This is a genomic window from Rhizobium laguerreae (genome assembly GCF_002008165.1).
Lineage (GTDB): Bacteria > Pseudomonadota > Alphaproteobacteria > Rhizobiales > Rhizobiaceae > Rhizobium > Rhizobium laguerreae.
The window spans coordinates 606,990-625,572 of sequence record NZ_MRDM01000010.1 but is presented as its reverse complement, the minus strand read 5'-3'; the positions used below and the strand labels follow the sequence as shown (position 1 = coordinate 625,572).

Sequence of the window (18,583 nt, the reverse complement as noted above, 5' to 3'; positions counted from 1 at the left end):
CTCCGAAACACGGAGATGCTCTATCTTCTTGTTTTCACGCAATTCCGGACGCAAAACCGCTACGCACTTTTGCTGGGATTGCTCTAGTCCGTTGCGCTCATGACACGCGCAACCAGATCACGCACGCGCCTTGTCGCCGGCACGTCGCCAAACAGGATGCGGTATATAATCGGCGCCACGACTTGGTCCATGACGCGCTCGACATCCGGAAAGACCTCGCCGCGGACCTTTGCCCTCTCGGCGATGACGCCGATCTGCTGGCGGGTAAATTCAGCGCATTTGCAGGCGTTCGCGCCCGCCTGCGCCGCCAGCACGTCGCGGATCATCTCTCGGCCCGGCCCGGAGGACATTTCCTCGGCATATTGCTCGGCCCAGGCTTCGAGATCGGCCTTGCCGCTACCGGCATCGATCGGCTCCATATCCGGCCGCAGCCGATCGACGGCGACATCGGCGAGAAGCTCCTGCAGGTCGCCCCAGCGGCGATAGATGGTCGACGGCGTTACCCCCGCCTTGCCGGCAATCAGCGGGATCGTCACGTCGGCGCGGCTCATCTCGGCCATCAGCTCACGGACCGCCTTGTGTACCGATGCCTGAACCCGGGCGCTTCTGCCGCCCGGACGGAGATTCTCTTTCACTGTCACGTTTGCAACCCGACTTTCTCTCCTTGCCACCGATGGTTCAAAATCTTTGACATACCTATTAACGCAAATAATCTGCTTTTACGAAATGCCGGCTCTACATAGGCTAAAGCAACGGCTTAGCTTTAAGGGGCTTATATATGTTCGCCGCAGCCAAATCCACCAAGAATTCACCGCGCCCCTCGATCGGCTTTCATGCGCTGACGCTTGCGACCTTCTTCGGCGCCTCGGCGGCGCCGACGCCGCTCTACCGGATCTATCAGGAAAACTTCTCCGTCTCGCCGGTGATGATCACGGTGATCTTCGCAGTCTACGCCTTCGCTCTGCTGGCGGCGCTGCTGATTGCCGGTTCGATCTCGGATCACCTCGGCCGCAAGCCGGTGATCTTTTTCGCCCTCGTGCTCGAAATCGTCGCCATGGGCCTCTTCGTCGTTGCAAGCGGTCCCGCCTGGCTGATCGTGGCGCGGATCGTGCAGGGGCTGGCAACGGGGATCGCCGGCGCCTCGATCGGAGCGGCGCTCGTCGATGTCGACCGGGCAAAGGGACAGATCGTCAATTCGATCGCGCCGCTTTGCGGCATGGCGGTGGGTGCGGTCGGCACCAGCGCCCTGATCCAATACGGCCCCTTCCCGATGCATCTGGTCTATGCGCTGTTGTTTGTCGCCTTCACGCTGCAGGCGGCCGGCATCTGGCTGACAGGCGAGACCGGCGGCACGCGGCCGGGCGCTCTCGGCTCGCTGATACCGCGGGTCACCATTCCCAAGCAGGTGAAGCGGCCGCTCTTTCTGGTGACCCCGATCAATATCGCCAACTGGACGCTTGCTGGCTTTTATCTCTCGCTGGTCCCGTCCTTGGTCGCCAGCACGACCGGCAGCCGGGCGCCACTGACCGGCGGGGCCGTCGTTACCGCACTGATGGTGAGTGGGGCAATCGCCGTCTATCTCAGGCGCGGCAAGACGGCATCGGCCAATCTCACTTTCGGCGTGTCGGCCAAGGCGCTCGGCATCCTGACCGTCGTTGCCGGCGTGCATCTCGCCAATGTACCGCTGCTGCTAATCGGCACGATTTTCACCGGCGCCGGTTTCGGCACCAATTTCCTGGGTTCGATCGGCACCATCATGCCGCTCGCCAAACCGGACGAGCGGGCCGGGCTGCTGTCGGCCTTCTATGTCCAGAGCTACCTCGCCTTCAGCCTGCCGGCGATCCTGGCCGGATTTCTGGCAAAGTCGGCCGGTTACGCATTGACGACGGATATCTATGCGACGGCGATCCTGCTTTTGATGGGCGTCGGATTGGTGAGCATTCGCGCCGACCGGCGGAAGGTCGCGGGGAGTGCTGCCTGACAGTCTTCACGGTTTGAGATCGAGTAGCGCCCGGCCGCTGCCATCCATGGCGAAGGGCACCGAGGCGTGCTGGTGGGCAACCAGCCATCGGCCATCCTGCTTGACGAGGCCGAGGGTCTGGCGGAACCACAGATCGACGGCGGCGCCGTCGGTCTTGGTCCCGGTCATGCGCGTGAGGCCGCTCCAGAAAGCGACATCCTCGCCGACGGTCAGTTTGGCATCACGTACATCGCCGCCGATCGGGCCTTCCCAGGTATCGAACCAAGCCTGCAGGCTCGCCTCATCCTTGCCAATGCCGACCAGCGGCGGCGCTAGCGAAAATTCGATCTCATCCTCGGTTTCGTAGGAAAGCACGTCCTTGGCGTTCTTTTCGCCCAGCGCCTTGGCGCGCATCATCAACATGGCGATGATCGCCTCTTCGTCGATCCTGGCATTCGCTTCGTCTTTCACGATCGTTCTCCTTTTCCGTTATGGACAGAGGACGAAGGGGAGGACGAGGATCCGACATCGATTAGAGATAACTCGTCACCGTCGGTTCGTTCCACCAGGCATCGTGCCTGCCGTCGGAGTAACGGACCGGCAGTGCTGCCAGTTCCTCAGGGGTGATATCGTCAAGGCAGGCGATGTTGATCGAGACATAGGCGCCGCCGATCGCTTCGACATAACCGTCGCCATAGGATGATACACCGCAGGTGCGGCAGGAGCGGTGATGACCGCTCATGGTGTTGAACTGATAGTCGGACGTTTCCGCCTGGTCGCACATCAGCCGGAAATCCTCCGGCTTGACGTTGGCGCCCCAATAGCGGCGCTTGGCGCAGATCGAACAATTGCAGCGGCCGGTGCCCTCCTGGAGGTCCATGTCCACCTCGTAATGCACTTTGCCGCAATGGCAGCTTCCCTTGTAAGTCTTCCTCATGGCGATCTCCTCCTCCGGCGTTGCCTTCAGTCTCCGCATATGACAATATGTTGTCATTATGGATGAGATACAAAATCGACAACATGTTGTCAAACAAAATCGACCGGAGCGGACGATGGAGGGGGATGCGTTCTCCGCATTCGCGATCACCGCTCTCCGCCTCGCCGGCCACCTGACGGCCGCCGGCGACCAGTTGGCAAAGCCGGCGGGACAAACCAGCGCGCGCTGGCAGGTGTTGGCCGCGGCACGACGCGGCGGCACGTCGGTGGCGCAGATCGCCCGCGCGCTCGGCCTCGCCCGCCAGGGCGTGCAGCGGCTTGCCGACGTGCTGGAAAGCGAAGGGCTGATCGCCTATGCCGACAACCCGCTGCACCAGCGCGCCAAGCTGGTGCGGCTGACGGAAGAAGGAGCGGCGCGGCTCGGCGTCATCGAGATCGCCCAAGCCGGATGGGCCGATGGGCTGGGCGCGGCGTTTACCTCAGCCGAACTCGATGCGGCGCGGGTGGTGATGACGCGGGTCATGGAGATGCTGGATGGTGGCGAGGCGGTAGGCGGTTGAGGGACTTACCTGTATTGCGGGGCTTGTTGTCGCCGGTTACGTATTCAGCTTGGCGAAACGGAAGATTCTTTAAGGTCGTGCCGTGGCCGGCTACTCCGCCAACTGGGCACCACATCAGCCAGCCAGACACAAAAAAAGGCCGGGTTAACCCGACCTTCCCTGCTATCTCAACGAACCGTGCCAGTACATCCGTGGTCACGATCCGGAGATGATATTTAGAGACTTGCTGCACATTTGCAGCAAGTCAAAGTGTTACAGCGTCCTTTGCGCGTCCAGAAGACGCGCGGCGCTGTAAAAGGCTCAGGCCGCCTGGAGGCGGTCTGCCGACATCTTGCCGGACTTGTTGTCGCGGACGAGCTCGTAAGACAGCTTCTGGCCATCCTTGAGATCGCGCATGCCAGCGCGTTCAACGGCAGAGATGTGGACGAAAACGTCGGCTGCGCCGTCATCCGGCTGAATGAAGCCGAAGCCCTTGGTTGCGTTGAACCACTTTACGGTACCTGTGCTCATGACGATATCCTTTTCGAATCGTTCATAGAAGACTGCAGCTCGGATAAATGCCAAGCGGCGATGAAAACCGATTTTGGAGGAAGTTCGCCAGGAACGACGCGAGGTCGTTTCAAAGTTCATCTAGCAAGATCGATGCGCGAATATGTAATCGGAAATTGTGTCCGTGACAAGGCCGCAGCAAGGGAAATCGACGACGTTTCAGGCACCGCCGGCAGGTCTCTCCCCGCCGAGCAGCGCGGAAAACCGGCGGCAAGAATTGGGCAGAGGCTGAAAATACTGTCTATTCTGCCTGCGCCAACCTGGTGATCGCCTTGCCGAGGCGGGCGACCCGCACTTCCGGGGTCGTTGCCTTGAGAAGCGGAAGAACGATTGCATATTGGCCGGTCTTGTCGAGCCGCGCAAAGGCAGCGCCGGCGGCAGCGTTCTCAGCGAGCGCCGCCAGCAGATCGTCCGGCAGGCTGGCATCGCGCTGCGGAGCGTAGGCGGCAGCCCACCGTCCGTCGGCTTTGGCGGCAGCGACTTCGGCAAGTCCTGCGGGCCGCATGCGGCCAGCTTCTGCGAGTGTTGCTACTCGATCGACATTGAGCTTGGACCACGGACTTTTGGTTCGCCGGGGCGAGTAGCGCTGCAGGTAGGAGTTCGCGTCAAATCCTTTGCGCTGGCTATCGATCCAGCCGTAACAGAGCGCCACATCCAGCGCCTCGTCGATGGTGATCAGAGTTCGTTTCGCATTTTTCTTGCCGATCTTCAGCCAAGCGCCGGTCGATGCTGCGTGATGCCGGCAGACCAGGATTCCCACGCCATGGGATCGGCGAATCCTAGGATATCGGTTGATGGTTGCATGGGCGGTCCGGTCCAGGTGACAGCGAGGCGTGCGCTGCTTGCGGTTGAGATTGCCGCAGCCACCCTGTCCCATTCAATTTGAAACCCGGCAAGAGCTGCACAGCTGAAAGGCGGCCTAGGCCGCCTTCCCCACCTTCGCATAGGGGTCGAACCGGCCGTAGAACGTCTCGCCCTTAGCGGCCATGTCCTTCAGCAGCGGCGTCGGGCTGAAGTGATCCCCGTAAGCAGCAGCTAACTTTTCTGCCAATTCCACGAAAGCCTTCGCACCCATCCCGTCGATATAGCTCAGCGCGCCGCCGGTATAGGGCGCGAAGCCAAAGCCGAGGATCGAGCCGACATCCGCTTCGCGCGGATCGGTGACGATGCCTTCCTCGACGGTGCGGGCGGCTTCGAGCGCGATGGTAACGAGGAAACGTTGTTTGAGGACGTTGAAGTCAACCTCATCCGCCGGCTTCTGCGGGTAGAGGTTCTTGAGGTCGGGCCAGAGGGACTTCTTCGCCGGTTTCGGCGGGTAGTCGTAGAAGCCCTTGGAATTCTTGCGGCCGAAACGGCCCTCCTTTTCCACCATGCGGGAGATGAGTTCCATATGCTTGGGGTCGATGGCTTTTTCGCCGAGATCGGCGACCGTGGCCTTGAGGATCTTCAGCGAGAGGTCGATAGCGACCTCGTCGTTGAGCGCCAAGGGACCGACCGGCATGCCGGCCATCTTGGCGGCATTCTCGATCATGGCAGGCGGCACACCCTCGATCAGCATGTCGTAGCTTTCCGACATGTAGCGCAGCACGCAACGATTGACGAAGAAGCCGCGGGTGTCGTTGACGACGATCGGCGTCTTCTTGATGGCTGCGACATAGTCAAGAGCAACAGCCAGCGCCCTGTCGCCGGTGTCGCTTCCGAGGATGACCTCGGTCAGCATCATCTTCTCGACAGGCGAGAAGAAGTGGATGCCGATGAAATCGGCCGGGCGTTTCGAATTCTTGGCGAGACCTGAGATCGGCAGGGTCGAGGTGTTGGAGGCAAAGACCGCGCCTTCCGGCAGCACGGCTTCGACCGCCTCGATGACCGCTTTCTTCACCTCGCGATCCTCGAACACCGCCTCGATGACGAGATCGGCATTGGCGAGGTCGGCATAGTTTGCCGAGGGCGTGATGCGGGAGAGCAATGCAGCAGCCTCATCCTGCGTAATACGTCCCTTACCGACAGAATCCTTGACCAGGCCTTCGGAGACGGTCTTGCCCTTGGTCGCCGCTTCGATGTCGCGGTCGATCAACGTCACCGGGATTCCGGCGGCGGCGGTGACATAAGCGATCGAGGCGCCCATGAAGCCGGCGCCGACGACGCCGACATGCTTCAGCTCGGTCATCGCGTGACCTGCCGGGCGGCGGGCGCCCTTGCCGAGCTCCTGCATGGAGATGAACAGCGAACGGATCATCGAGAAGGCTTCGCGGGTCTGCAGCACTTCGGTGAAATAACGCTGCTCGATCTTCAGGCCGGTGTCGAACGGCACCTGCAGGCCTTCGTAGACGCATTTCAGGATGGCAAGCGCTGCCGGATAATTGCCCGATGTTTCCCGGCGCAGGATTGCCGGGGCTGCCGGCCAGAGCTGGGCAGAGGCCGGCGTCCAGATGCCGCCGCCAGGCAGCTTGAAGCCCTTCTCGTCCCAGGGGGCGACCGGCTTCAGGCCATCCTTGATCATCTGCTTGGCTGCCGGGATGAGCTGATCTGGCTCGACCACCTGATGCACGAGGTTCATCGCCTTGGCGCGGGAGCCGGTCAGCGACTGGCCCGTCGTCATCATCTGCAGCGCATCCTGGGCGTTCGCCAGCCGCGGCACACGCTGCGTGCCGCCGGCGCCGGGGAAGATACCGACCTTCACTTCGGGCAGCGCGATCTTGACGCTCTTGGCATTGGAGGCGACGCGGCCGTGGCAGGCGAGCGACAGTTCGAAAGCGCCGCCCATGCAGGTGCCGTTGATGGCTGAAACCCAGGGCTTACCCGATGTTTCGAGCTTGCGGAACAGGCCGCTCATGCGGCCGACCAGACCGAAGAGGTTCTGCACGGCCGTCTCGGGGCTCTTTGCCTTCTCCTCCTGGTAGGAACTGAACATCGACTTGATCATCGACAGATCGGCGCCGCCGGAGAAGGAGGATTTACCCGAGGTGAAGACGACGCCCTTGACGGCGGCATCAGCGGTCGTGGCGTCGATGATCGCGTCGAGTTCGACCATCACCTCCGCGGTGAAGACGTTCATCGATTTGCCGGGCATGTCCCAGGTGACGAGAGCGATGCCGTCGGCGTCGGTTTCGAGCGTGAAATTGGTGTAGGTCATTGGGTTTCCTCCCCGATCAGGCCGGCAAATGGCTGCGCTGCGCGTCTAAGGTCTTCGTCTTTTCGGTGACGACATCGCCGGTATGCTTGGTCTGCGACGGCTCGGAAAGCACGATCCAGCATTCCTCCTCGGCAACCGGATTATGCTCGACACCCCTCGGCACGACATGAAAATCGCCCGCCTTGAGATGCACATGCGGCCGGTCGCGATATTCGATGGTCAGCGCGCCCTTCCAGATGAGGAAAAGCTCGTCCTCGTCGCGGTGCGAATGCCAGGCGAGCTGGCCTTGGACCTTGGCGAGCTTGACGCTCTGGCCGTTGAGATCGGCGATGACGCGGGGCGACCAGTGCTCGGTGACCTCGGCATATTCGGTTTCGATCGTACCGGTGTTGAAGCCCATCGTCAGACCCTCTCGATAACCGTTGCCGTGCCCATGCCTGCGCCGATGCAGAGCGTCACCAGCGCGGTGTTGAGGTCGCGGCGTTCAAGTTCGTCCAGCACCGTGCCGAGGATCATCGCGCCGGTGGCGCCGAGCGGATGGCCCATGGCGATGGCGCCGCCATTGACGTTGATCCTGTCATGGTCGATGTCGAAGGCCTGCATGTAGCGCAGCACCACGGCAGCGAAGGCCTCGTTGAGTTCGAAGAGATCGATGTCGGCAAGGCTCATGCCTGATCGTTTCAACAGTTTCTCGGTGACGTCGACAGGCCCGGTCAGCATCAGGGCCGGATCGGAGCCGATATTGGCGAAAGCCCTGATGCGGGCGCGCGGCTTTTTGCCCATGCTCTCACCGCCGGCTTTGGAGCCGAGCAGGACGACGCTGGCGCCATCGACGATGCCGGAGGAATTGCCGGCATGGTGGACATAGTTGATGCGCTCGATTTCAGGATGGGCCTGGATGCCGACGGCCTCGAAGCCGCCCATCTCGCCGGGCATCTGGAAGGACGGATTGAGGGAGGCGAGCGCCTGCATATCCGTGCCGGGACGCATATGCTCATCCTTTGCCAGGATCGTCAGGCCGTTCTGGTCCTTGACCGGGATGACCGACTTGTCGAACCAGCCCTTTTCCCAGGCCTGGGCGGCGCGCATCTGGCTCTCGACCGCGTAGGCATCGACATCGGTTCTGCTGAAGCCGTATTTGGTGGCGATCAGGTCAGCCGAGACACCCTGCGGCATGAAATAGGCCGGGAAATTTACCGACGGGTCCATGAACCAGGCGCCGCCGGACATGCCGAGGCCAACGCGCGACATGCTTTCGACGCCGCCGGCGATGACGATATCGTCGGCCCCTTGGGCGATCTTGCCGGCACCGAAATTGACGGCATCGAGGCCGGAGGCGCAGAAGCGGGAAATCTGCATGCCAGGCGCCTTCGTGGAGTAACCGGCTTCGAAGGCGGCGGCCTTGGGGATGACGGCGCCGGCATCCATGACCGGATCGACGCAGCCCATGATGATGTCGTCGACCGTTCCCGTATCGAGCCCATTGCGGTCGCGGATTGCCTCCAGCGTCTTTGCCGCAAGGCGGACGGAGGGCACCTCATGCAGGGCGCCGTCCTTCTTGCCGCGGCCGCGCGGCGTACGCACGTGGTCGTAAATGAAAACCTCGGTCATCGTCTCATCTCCCTGACGGCAATCTATCTTGCCTGAACTCTTGGAAGGAGGAGATAAGACCCCTCCCCAGCCCTCCCCACAAGGGGGAGGGAGAACCGGCTCAAAACGCTTCGGCGGCCAGTTCCATCATCGTGTCGGCGCCAGCCTCGATGCGGGCCTTGCGAAGCGCGGTTTCCGGCATGAGGCGTTCCATGAAGAAGCGGGCGGTGACCAGCTTGTTCTTCAGGTAATCCTCGCGAGCCGCATCGCCGGATGCAAGGCCATCCTCGGCGGCTTTGGCCATCTTCGCCCACATATAGCCGAGAATGACGAGGCCGAAGAGGTGCATGTAGTCGGTCGAGCCGGCGCCGGCATTATCGGGTTTGGCCATGGCGTTCTGCATGAACCAGATGGTCGCGCCCTGGACGTCGTTCAAGCCCTTCTTGAGATGCTTGGTGAAGAAGGAGAGCTTTTCGTTGCTGCGGTTCTCCTCGCAGAAATCACCGATCTCCTTGAAGAGGGCCATGGCGGCACGGCCACCGTTCAAGGCGAGCTTGCGGCCGACGAGATCGAGCGCCTGAATGCCGTTGGCGCCCTCATAGATCATGGCGATGCGGGCATCGCGCACATACTGGCTCATGCCGTGTTCTTCGATATAACCGTGGCCGCCGAAGACCTGCTGGGCCATGACGGCATGATCGAAGCCTTTGTCGGTCATCACGCCCTTGAGGATCGGGGTGACGAGGCCGAGAATATCGTCGGCCGTCTGGCGCTCCTTGTCGTCGCTAGCGCGGTGGGCGATGTCGGACTTGAGCGCGGTCCAGAGCAGGAAGGCGCGGCCGGCCTCGTTGAAAGCACGGATGGTCATCAGCGTACGGCGAATATCCGGATGGACGATGATCGGATCGGCCTTCTTGTCCGGTGCCTTGGGGCCGGACAGCGAGCGGCCCTGGATGCGGTCTCGGGCGTAGCTGGCGGCGTTCTGATAGGCGATCTCGGAAATGGCGATGCCCTGCAGGCCGACCATCAGGCGCGCCTCGTTCATCATAACGAACATGGCGTTGAGGCCGCGGTTTTCGGCGCCGATCAGGAAGCCGGTCGCCTCGTCGTAATTCATCACGCAGGTGGCGTTGGCGTGGATGCCCATCTTGTGCTCGATGGCGCCGCAGGAGACAGTGTTGCGGGCGCCGAGCACGCCGTCCTTGCCGACGAGAAATTTCGGAACGATGAAGAGCGAGATGCCCTTGGTGCCCTCGGGCGCACCCTCGATGCGGGCCAGCACCAGATGAATGATATTATCGGTCAGGTCGTGCTCGCCGGCGGAGATGAAGATCTTCTGGCCGGAGATTTTGTAGCTGCCGTCGGCCTGCGGCACCGCCTTGGTGCGCAGCATGCCGAGATCGGTGCCGCAATGCGGCTCGGTCAGGTTCATGGTGCCGGACCACGTGCCGTCCACCATCTTCGGCAGATAGGTGGCCTTCTGTTCATCGGAGCCGTGGACGAGGAGTGCCGCGATCGCGCCCTGCGTCAGGCCCGGATACATCATCAGCGACATGTTGGCAGCCGAGGTATATTCGCCGACGGCGGTGTGCAGCGTATAGGGAAGCCCCTGCCCGCCGAATTCCTCCGGCACCGCAAGGCCGATCCAGCCGCCTTCGCGATAGGCTTTATAGGCCTCCTTGAAGCCCTTCGGCGTCGAGACGCTGGCATCGTCGTGACGCGTGCAGCCTTCCTGGTCGCCGGAATAATTCAGCGGAAAAAGAGCTTCCTCGGCAACCCTCCCGGCCTCGCCGAGGATCGCTTCGATCATATCGGGGGTCGCGTCGGCAAAACCCGGCAGATTATTGTAGCGCTCGAGACCTAGCACGTCGTTCAGGACGAAAAGCGTATCGTTCATCGGGGCCTTGTAGACTGGCATCTCTCAAATTCCTCCCATTCAACTGACCGGATCGCGACGGCCTTGCCACTATCTTACAAAATATTGACGTTTGCGTAAACGTCAAATTTTGCAGTCGCGCCGTCTTTTCCTGAAAAAATTCGAGAGCATGAATCTGGAGGAGACGTCATCTCATCTTGCTTGTCCACCGCGGAAAGGAGTCAAAGCGGAAGCGTTTGTAACCGCGCGCACGGAGGGCAGACGAGAACAAACCGTTGCAGCGCAGTAGCTCGGTATTGCTGTCTTAACCATCGCGATAAATCGGTTGCGATGGTTCAATGGCCGGCTGCTATATCGGAATGTATGAAATAGCGCGTTCGGGAAATCATTTGAAACAGATAATTGGTGCCGTCACAGGATTGCTGATCAGTTGTTCGGCGGCAATTGCGCAGGAACCGGCGCTCCATCCCAAATTGACGAAAGAGCAGTTTCTGTCCTTTTCCGCCGGGGCGGTCGTTGCGGGTATGTATTGCGGGAAGCTTGAGCTAAATGCCGATTTCTTTGCCGGTTACCAGTACGGAACCGGTATTTATCCGCCACTCAATCCCTATTTCGGATCAGAAATGGCGCGGCTTGAAAAAGAAGCCAAAAGCGATTTGAAGAGCTATTGTTCGACAGCAAGACTAATGTTTTACAAGGGTAACAAGCCAAAGCCGTTGGTGGCTCCTCTTTTGATCGACAAGCCGTAGTAGCGCCTCTGCGCAAAGAGCCGTGCGCCTTCGACTTCGAGCCCGCCTTCAACGGCTGGTCTCTGCAGACCGGCCTTCCCTTCATCCATCTCTCGCGCATCAGCGCCTATTCGATCGATTCGACGCAGCGCGCTGAAATTCCGGCCGAGTTGTGGCGAAGGCCGTTCAGGCTTCCTACGTCTCTCGGACGATCCATCGAGGAAGATATTATGACCGACTTTCCCTATGAGAGCGCGCTTATCGTCGGCGCGGGCTCCGGCATCAGCGCATCGCTTGCGCGGCAATTGTCGGCGCAGGGCGTCAGGCTCGGGCTCGCCGCCCGCAATATCGAAAAACTCCAGGCGCTGGTCGATGAAACGGGCGCCAGCGCCTTTACCGCCGACGTCTCGCAGCCGGCGAGCGTCGCGGCACTCTTCGAAGAGGCCGCTGGCGCAATCGGCGGGCCTGACGTGGTGATCTTCAATGCCAGCGCCCGTCAGCGCGGCCCGCTGGCGGAACTCGATCCCGCCGAGGTCGAAAAGGCGATTGCGACTACTGCTTTCGGCGGTTTCCTGGTGGTGCAGCAGGCGGCGCGACGGATGATCCCGCGCGGCCGCGGCGCCATCCTCATCACCGGCGCGTCGGCAAGCGTGAAGGGCTTTGCGCAATCGGCCCCCTTCGCGATGGGCAAGTTCGCGCTGCGCGGCCTTGCCCAGAGTGCCGCCCGCGAACTCGGGCCGATGGGCATCCATGTCGCGCATTTCGTCATCGACGGCGCGGTGCGCTCGCAGATCCGGCCGGACCGGGTGGAGAAGCCGGATGGCACGCTGCTGCCGGATGCGATCGCCCAGACCTATATCGATGTGCTTCGCCAGCACCGCAGCGCATGGTCGCTGGAGGTGGAAGTCCGGCCCTGGACGGAGAGCTTCTGAGCCCTGCTGGCGGGCGGCTATCGCTACGAATATTACGATATTCCCGGCACTGATCTCGGCCAGGTCTTCGTCTATGGTCCTAAAGGCGTGAAGATCGAGCTGCAATATCCAGGCCGGCCTGAGCGCGCGAGCGCGCCATTCGATATGACGCGTTCGGGGGCAATTGCCGCCAAAAACGGCGTTTGGAACACAAACGTTAAAAAATTCCCATCGGCATTAACGGCTTGTTTACCACGTTTCGTGAAAGGTGCGGATTGAGCAGTAGTGATCCGCATTCCTTTCCCCCGTCTCGCGTTCCCTTAGGATGCCGCTACATCGTTCAGCTTGAGGAAAGTCTAATTGACTAGCTTCTTATGAATGGTGCGCTCAGGTCCGCGTAAAGCGGGCAGCAGACGAAAAGCCAAAGATCGAGCTCTGACGAGGGGTCGAGCAGTCGAAGCGAGCAAGAAGATGAACGGATCGCGATCAAATCCTTCCCGACAGTCCGACAGGACCTCGCTCGATGCGCTGAACCGCACGATCGAAGGGCTGGAGGCGCGCATCGAAGGGCTGATGGGCAGCGGGCGCGAACAGCGGCCGCGCACGGCAACGGCCGAGCGCGATCCTTATGCCGGCTCCCATGCTCCCCGGGCCGCAAAGGCCCCGCCCGAGCCGCGGCCGGACCCGCTCGCCGAAATCCGTCAACGCCAGCGCGCGCTTGAAGCCGGCCGCGAGCGGCCTTACGCACGCGAGCAGGCTCCGCAGCTTCGTGAATCTGCGCCACGCGCCGCTGCCCCAGTGCGGGCACCGGCCTTGCGCGCCGGCGACGACACGATGACGGAGATCGCCCAAGCGCTCGTCAATCTGCGGCAGGACCTGAAGCGCGACATTTCCGAGGGCGTCACCCGCGAGATGAACGCGCTGCGCACCGAGCTGCGCGACATCAAGACAAATGCCGGAGACGGCCGTTTCGCCGACGACATGCGCGCCGATATGGGCCGCCTTGCCCAGAGCATCACCCAGCTGACCGGCCGCTCCGCCGCACCGGAGGCCACGGGCCTTCGCGAGGATTTCGAAGAGCTGCGCTCGCTGATGGACGGGCTGGCGCGCGAGGATTCGCTGCGCCATTTGGAAAATCGCTGGGATGGTTTCGAAAACCGGCTTGCGGCGCTCGATACCGAGGGTTTGCAGGAAGAGCTCGTTTCGCTCGCCTATCGGCTCGATGATATCAAGCGCCATATCGGCGGCATGGGCGAAAGCCCGGCTGTTCGGGCGCTGGAAGACAAGCTGATCTCGATCGCCACGGCGATGGAGCATTTCGGCAATATGATCCAGCCGCACGACCGGGTGATGTCCGAGCAGTTCGCCGCCATGGACATGCGGCTCGACGAGATCAGCCGGGCAATCGCGGCAAGCGGCCGCACCGCCACTGCAAATGATCCGGGTCTGATGCAGCGGCTGGAAAGCCGGCTTGCGGCGCTCGCCGACCAGATCGACCTGATGAGCCATGATGCGGCCAGCCGCGTGAACCCGGCCGACGAGCTGGCGATGCGGCTGGAGGCGCTGACGGGACGCGTCGAGGAACTGACGAAGGCGGAATCGACGTCGCGGCTCGACGAACGGCTGGAACATCTTTCCTATCTGCTAGAGCGCACGCAGGAGACTGCGCCGCAGACCGATCTCACCGGCACGCTTTCCGACATCTCCCGCAAGATCGACGCGCTTGAGAACGGCGCCGTCAACGACGTGCTGGCGCAGCGGCTCGACCATCTCGCCCGGCGCATCGACGAGATGGCCCATCAGCAGCAGGCGCCGGCGCCCGCCGCTGTAGCCGACGACAGCGCCTTCCTGCGTCTCGAAGGGCGGCTGAGCGACATTGCCGCCCGGCTGGAGGAGAGCACATCGGCAGCGCCGACCGATCCGCACGCACTGAAGAACCTCGAAGACCAGATCGCCAATCTTTCGGCACTGATGAGCGCGCCGCGCGAAAGCGCTGCGATACCTCCCGAATTCGACCAGCGCATGGGCGCGATCGAAGATTACATGGCAACGAGCGACGAATATATCATCGAGGCGGCACGCCAGGCGGCAGAGGCCGTCGTCGAAGCCTATTCGCGCCATGGCGGCCCGCAGGGTGTCATGCCCGCCGCCGACATGTCGGCGCTGACGGCACTGGCCGAGGATCTGCGCCACCTCGAGGATCTCAGCCGCGACAGCGAAGAACGCACGCACAAGACTTTCCAGGCGCTGCACGAGACGCTGGTGCATATCGCCGACCGCCTCGACGGCATGGAAGATCGCGGCCGGCCGGCGGCCCAGATGCCGATCGCCGACGTCGATTTCGATGTCGATCCCTATGCGCTGATGGTGGCCGAAGCCGAGATGAACAGGACGCCGGCCGCTGCCCCGATAGCGAAAGCTTCTCCTGTTATCCGCACGGCCGAGGTCGCAACAGAGCCTGCCGCCCCGGCAAAAGCCAACGCCCCGGCACAAACCAACGCCATGAGCGGAACGAGCGCGATCGCGATCGAAGCCGCGACCAGGACGACGGAGGCTGCGACAGCGGCACGGACACAGGCGCCGGCGAAGGCCAGCCTGCTCGCCAACCTCGGCAAGCGGCTGCTGCCCGGCAAGAAGGCCGAGAGCCGGACGACCGAACGCCCGATGATCGACCCAGCGCCGTCGATCGATCCCACCGACGTCGTGCCGACGGATGCGGCAAACGAATTGCTCGAGCCGGGTTCGGGCGCGCCTGACGTGAAGAAGATCCTTGAACGGGTTCGCGCCAGCCAGAGTGCGGCACGCGGCAAACCTGCCGGCGAAACCGATCGCGCAGATTATATCGCTGCCGCGCGCCGTGCGGCGCAGGCGGCTGCGATGGAGGTGGATGCCAATCCGAAGCAGGTAGCCGGCAAGGCCGAGAAGAAGGGCGCGAATGCCGACAAGGTCGACAAGGCTTCTGACAAGACCGGCAAGACCAGCGCCTTTTCGCGCTACCGGCGGCCGATCCTGCTGGCTGTCGGCGCCGTGCTGCTCGCGATCATGGCCTTTCCGCTCGCCCGAACGCTGACAAGCGGCGAGCGCGCGCCGCAGCCGCCAGCGGAAGTCTCGGCGCTGACCGGCGCGGAAAACCCGGCGCCAGCCTTGCCTGACGCGACACCCGCCCAGCCGGATGCCGCCGCTCTCGGAACGACCGCTCCGGCAGCGGAAGCTGTACCGCCCGCCGCCGAACAGGCGCAGCCGGACGCAGTCCCGCCGGTCGGCGGTGAGCATCTGACCGACGAGACACCGCTTGACGGCGAAGGGGCAGCGACCTTTGCCGCTCCCGGTCCGTCCGGCGCGGCACAGGAAGCATCGGGCTTCGTTCCGAACGCCCCGGCTGCGGCAGCACCCGCACCGGCCATCACCATTCCCGACACCGTCCAGCCGAAATCGCTTGCCGATGCGGCGAGCAGCGGCGATGTGCTGGCGCTGTTCGAGATCGGCGCGCGTTATTCCGACGGCCGCAACGGCATGACGGTCGATCAGAAGCAGGCCGCAGGCTGGTACCAGCTTGCGGCCGATAAGGGCTTTGCGCCTGCGGAATACCGGCTCGGCAGCATGTACGAGAAGGGCAACGGCGTCGAACGCGACATCGCCAAGGCGAAGGGTTTTTACGAGCAAGCGGCAAACCAGGGCAATGCCAGCGCCATGCACAATCTTGCCGTCCTCTACGCCTCCGGCGCCCTCGGCCAGCAGGATTATGCGACGGCCGCCTCGTGGTTCACCAAGGCAGCGAACCTCGGCATCACCGACAGCCAGTTCAACCTGGCAATCCTCTGCGCGCGCGGCAACGGGGTTCCGGCGGATCTCGAAGAGTCTTACAAGTGGTTTGCGATCGCCGCCAAGGGCGGCGACAAGGATGCGGCGCAGAAGCGCGACGAAGTGGCCAAAGCCATGAAGCCCGACCAGCTCGAACGGGCGCGCGCCAAGGCCGATCTCTGGAAGGCGGAGCCGGTCGACCATCGCACGAACGCCATCGACATTCCCGACGAATGGGCGGGAACCGGCGTCAAGACAGCGAGCGTCGACATGAAGAAGGCGATCCGCAACATCCAGGCGATCCTCAACAATAACGGCTTCGACGCCGGCGTGCCGGACGGCGAAATGGGTGCCAAGACCGTGACCGCGATCAAAAACTTCCAGAAGTCCGTCGGCCAAGAGCCGGACGGCAAGGTGACCGACGCGACCGTGAAGGCGCTGCTCGAGCGCAACAAGCAGGGCAGCAAGGCAATCTGACGCCCGCGTCGCATCGACGCAGGATAGCCTCTTTATTCCGGGCGATGAAAAGTGCCTGGCGGCACTATGCCGCAAGGCTTTTTTCAATTTTGCCGTCGCCTGTCACAAAACCTGAAAAAAGCCGGATTATGCCCGGACATATCGATCCGCGCATCCGGCGAATCCTCTGCCACCGATCTCTCCGTCATTCTCTATGGCTTAATCACGGGGCCGATCGAAAGCCTCTGGCAACGATTTCACAGTATGGTGCGCATTCGAACGGGGACGTGACAAGAAACCGCCCGGCAGGGGCGGTCATCATTCGGGGTCGGCTGTGACAATCTATCTGCCCATCGCAGAATTGTCGGTGAACATCTTCATCATTCTCGGCATGGGGGCGGCCGTCGGATTCCTGTCTGGAATGTTCGGCGTCGGCGGCGGTTTTCTCATCACGCCGCTGTTGATCTTCTACAACATCCCCCCGGTTGTCGCAGTCGCGACCGGCGCCAACCAGGTGGTGGCGTCGTCGATATCTGGCGCGATCTCGCATTTCCGGCGCGGCTCGCTCGACGTCAAGCTTGGCACGGTGCTGCTGGTCGGCGGCCTTGCGGGTGCGACGGTCGGGATCTGGATCTTCTCGCTGTTGCGCGCCATCGGCCAGCTCGATCTCATCATCTCGCTGATGTATGTCATCTTCCTCGGCACCGTCGGCGGACTGATGCTGCTCGAAAGCATCAATGCCATGCGGCGGGCAGCGCGCAACGAGCCGCCCGTACCGCGCAAGCCCGGTCACCAGCACTGGGTGCACAAGCTGCCGCTGAAGGTGCGCTTCAAGAAATCAAAGATCTTTCTCAGCGTCATTCCGATCGTCGCACTCGGCTTTGCGATCGGAATCCTCACCTCGATCATGGGTGTCGGCGGCGGCTTCATCATGGTGCCGGCGATGATCTACCTGTTGCGTATCCCGACCAATGTCGTCGTCGGCACCTCGCTGTTCCAGATCATCTTCGTGACCGCCTATACGACGATCGTGCAGGCGGCGACCAACTTCTCCGTCGACATCGTGCTCGCCTTCATCCTGATGGTGGCGGGTGTGATCGGGGCGCAATACGGCGTGCGCGTCGGCCAGAAACTGCGCGGCGAGCAGCTGCGCGCCCTGCTCGGCCTGCTGGTGCTCGCCGTCGGCGTGCGTCTGGCGGTCGCGTTGGTGGTGACGCCGGCGGACGTCTACTCGGTGGTGATGGGAGCGGGCAACTGATGCGCCTGGCTGCCGCTGTCATCGCATTGCTTTGCCTGCTGCCGACCTCTGCCGGAGCGCAGTGGTTGCCGGGGCAAGCAACGGAAGCGGTGCGTGAAGTTTTGGAAATCGGCACGTCGACCAGCGAAATCGCCATCACCTCGGATTTCCACGGCGCTGATCTCACCATCTTCGGGGCGCTCTCGAATACCGACCAGCTGCTGCTCGCCATCGGCCAATATGACGTGGTCGTGGTACTGGAGGGCCCGCGCGAGGATGCGACGGTGCGCAGGAAGGAACGCGTCTTCGGCATCTGGGTGAACACCCGCTCGATGACCTTCGAAGCGGTGCCGCATTCCTATTCGATGTCGAGCTCGCGCATGATCGACGATCTGACGACACCGCTCGAGCTGACCGATCAGGGGATCGGCATCGACCACATTCCGCTGACGCCGGTCGGCTTCGTCGGCGACGGCAGCAATCTCGGCGAGTTCCGCGACGCCTTCCGGCGGCTGCAGCAGGGCGGCGGGCTCTACGACCGCAACCCGAGCGGTGTGCGGTTCGTTTCCTCCAACCTTTTCAAGGCGAGCCTGCGCCTGCCGGCAAATATTCCGAACGGGGTGCACACCGTGCGCGCCTACCTCTTCAAGAGTGGCCTTTTCGTCACCGAAAAATCGTTGCCGCTGCGGGTCATCAAGACCGGCATCGAGCAGACGATCACCGATGCGGCGCATGAGCAGCCGATCCTCTACGGCTTTGCGGCCGTGCTGCTCGCCGTCATCACCGGCTGGGGTGCCAGCCTGATCTTCCGCAAGGACTGACCCGCCGCCAAGGCGCTCAGGATTT

Annotated in this window: 17 protein-coding genes and 1 pseudogene; 9 read left to right on the top strand and 9 right to left on the bottom strand. The window is 62.5% G+C overall.

Annotation, left to right across the window (positions count from 1 at the left end; genetic code table 11):
- Positions 1-83 precede the first annotated feature (83 nt).
- Entirely contained in the window at positions 84-641 is a 558-nt protein-coding gene (locus BS630_RS11600; protein ID WP_077977510.1) for a TetR/AcrR family transcriptional regulator, read from the bottom strand.
- A gap of 137 nt (positions 642-778) precedes the next feature.
- Here BS630_RS11600 and BS630_RS11595 point away from each other — a divergent pair, with 137 nt between their 5' ends.
- Positions 779-1,981: an MFS transporter gene (locus BS630_RS11595; protein ID WP_077977509.1), complete on the top strand. Its 1,203-nt coding sequence runs from the start codon at positions 779-781 to the stop codon at positions 1,979-1,981.
- Positions 1,982-1,987: 6 nt separating this feature from the next.
- Here the strand turns inward: BS630_RS11595 and BS630_RS11590 are convergent, their stop codons facing one another.
- Positions 1,988-2,431 carry a YybH family protein gene (locus BS630_RS11590; RefSeq protein ID WP_077977508.1) on the bottom strand — a complete coding sequence of 148 codons (444 nt, stop codon included), beginning with the start codon at positions 2,429-2,431 and terminating at the stop codon, positions 1,988-1,990.
- 61 nt (positions 2,432-2,492) lie between these two features.
- The gene (locus BS630_RS11585; protein WP_077977507.1) at positions 2,493-2,897 is read right to left on the bottom strand and encodes a GFA family protein; all 405 of its coding nucleotides are present in this window, start codon (positions 2,895-2,897) and stop codon (positions 2,493-2,495) included.
- A 115-nt stretch (positions 2,898-3,012) separates the two neighbouring features.
- Here BS630_RS11585 and BS630_RS11580 point away from each other — a divergent pair, with 115 nt between their 5' ends.
- The gene (locus BS630_RS11580; RefSeq protein WP_077977506.1) at positions 3,013-3,456 is read left to right on the top strand and encodes a MarR family winged helix-turn-helix transcriptional regulator; all 444 of its coding nucleotides are present in this window, start codon (positions 3,013-3,015) and stop codon (positions 3,454-3,456) included.
- A gap of 300 nt (positions 3,457-3,756) precedes the next feature.
- Here BS630_RS11580 and BS630_RS11575 read toward each other — a convergent pair whose 3' ends face one another.
- The 6 genes from BS630_RS11575 to BS630_RS11550 all read right to left on the bottom strand — a co-directional run bounded on the left by BS630_RS11575 (position 3,757) and on the right by BS630_RS11550 (position 10,646).
- Entirely contained in the window at positions 3,757-3,966 is a 210-nt protein-coding gene (locus tag BS630_RS11575) for a cold-shock protein (RefSeq protein ID WP_003545273.1), read from the bottom strand.
- A gap of 280 nt (positions 3,967-4,246) precedes the next feature.
- The gene (locus BS630_RS11570; RefSeq protein WP_245310403.1) at positions 4,247-4,765 is read right to left on the bottom strand and encodes a YdeI/OmpD-associated family protein; all 519 of its coding nucleotides are present in this window, start codon (positions 4,763-4,765) and stop codon (positions 4,247-4,249) included.
- Between the two features lie 159 nt (positions 4,766-4,924).
- Complete coding sequence (locus BS630_RS11565; protein ID WP_077977505.1) at positions 4,925-7,138, bottom strand: 3-hydroxyacyl-CoA dehydrogenase NAD-binding domain-containing protein; 2,214 nt, start codon at positions 7,136-7,138, stop codon at positions 4,925-4,927.
- Positions 7,139-7,154: 16 nt separating this feature from the next.
- Positions 7,155-7,538, bottom strand: a complete 384-nt coding sequence (locus BS630_RS11560; protein WP_025393074.1) for a cupin domain-containing protein — start codon at positions 7,536-7,538, stop codon at positions 7,155-7,157.
- Positions 7,539-7,540: 2 nt separating this feature from the next.
- The gene (locus BS630_RS11555) at positions 7,541-8,749 is read right to left on the bottom strand and encodes an acetyl-CoA C-acetyltransferase (RefSeq protein ID WP_025393073.1); all 1,209 of its coding nucleotides are present in this window, start codon (positions 8,747-8,749) and stop codon (positions 7,541-7,543) included.
- A 100-nt stretch (positions 8,750-8,849) separates the two neighbouring features.
- Entirely contained in the window at positions 8,850-10,646 is a 1,797-nt protein-coding gene (locus BS630_RS11550; RefSeq protein ID WP_077977504.1) for an acyl-CoA dehydrogenase C-terminal domain-containing protein, read from the bottom strand.
- A 296-nt stretch (positions 10,647-10,942) separates the two neighbouring features.
- On the opposite strand from BS630_RS11550, the gene BS630_RS11545 reads away from it, so the two are divergent.
- The 7 genes and pseudogenes from BS630_RS11545 (at position 10,943) to BS630_RS11515 (ending at position 18,558) form a co-directional block, all read left to right on the top strand.
- The gene (locus BS630_RS11545) at positions 10,943-11,353 is read left to right on the top strand and encodes a hypothetical protein (protein WP_240601902.1); all 411 of its coding nucleotides are present in this window, start codon (positions 10,943-10,945) and stop codon (positions 11,351-11,353) included.
- A gap of 209 nt (positions 11,354-11,562) precedes the next feature.
- On the top strand, positions 11,563-12,264 hold the full coding sequence (locus tag BS630_RS11540) for an SDR family NAD(P)-dependent oxidoreductase (RefSeq protein WP_077977503.1): 702 nt from the start codon (positions 11,563-11,565) through the stop codon (positions 12,262-12,264).
- A gap of 9 nt (positions 12,265-12,273) precedes the next feature.
- Positions 12,274-12,375, top strand: a pseudogene (locus tag BS630_RS38640) (VOC family protein); the annotation flags it as partial.
- Positions 12,376-12,714: 339 nt separating this feature from the next.
- Positions 12,715-16,521, top strand: coding sequence for a peptidoglycan-binding protein (locus tag BS630_RS11530; RefSeq protein WP_077977502.1), 3,807 nt, complete (start codon positions 12,715-12,717; stop codon positions 16,519-16,521).
- 51 nt (positions 16,522-16,572) lie between these two features.
- Positions 16,573-16,791, top strand: coding sequence for a hypothetical protein (locus tag BS630_RS11525; RefSeq protein WP_131639796.1), 219 nt, complete (start codon positions 16,573-16,575; stop codon positions 16,789-16,791).
- Between the two features lie 43 nt (positions 16,792-16,834).
- Positions 16,835-17,758: a sulfite exporter TauE/SafE family protein gene (locus BS630_RS11520; RefSeq protein ID WP_025393069.1), complete on the top strand. Its 924-nt coding sequence runs from the start codon at positions 16,835-16,837 to the stop codon at positions 17,756-17,758.
- Positions 17,758-18,558, top strand: coding sequence for a TIGR02186 family protein (locus BS630_RS11515; protein WP_077977500.1), 801 nt, complete (start codon positions 17,758-17,760; stop codon positions 18,556-18,558). Before BS630_RS11520 ends, BS630_RS11515 begins: the two co-directional genes overlap by 1 nt.
- Positions 18,559-18,583: the final 25 nt, after the last annotated feature.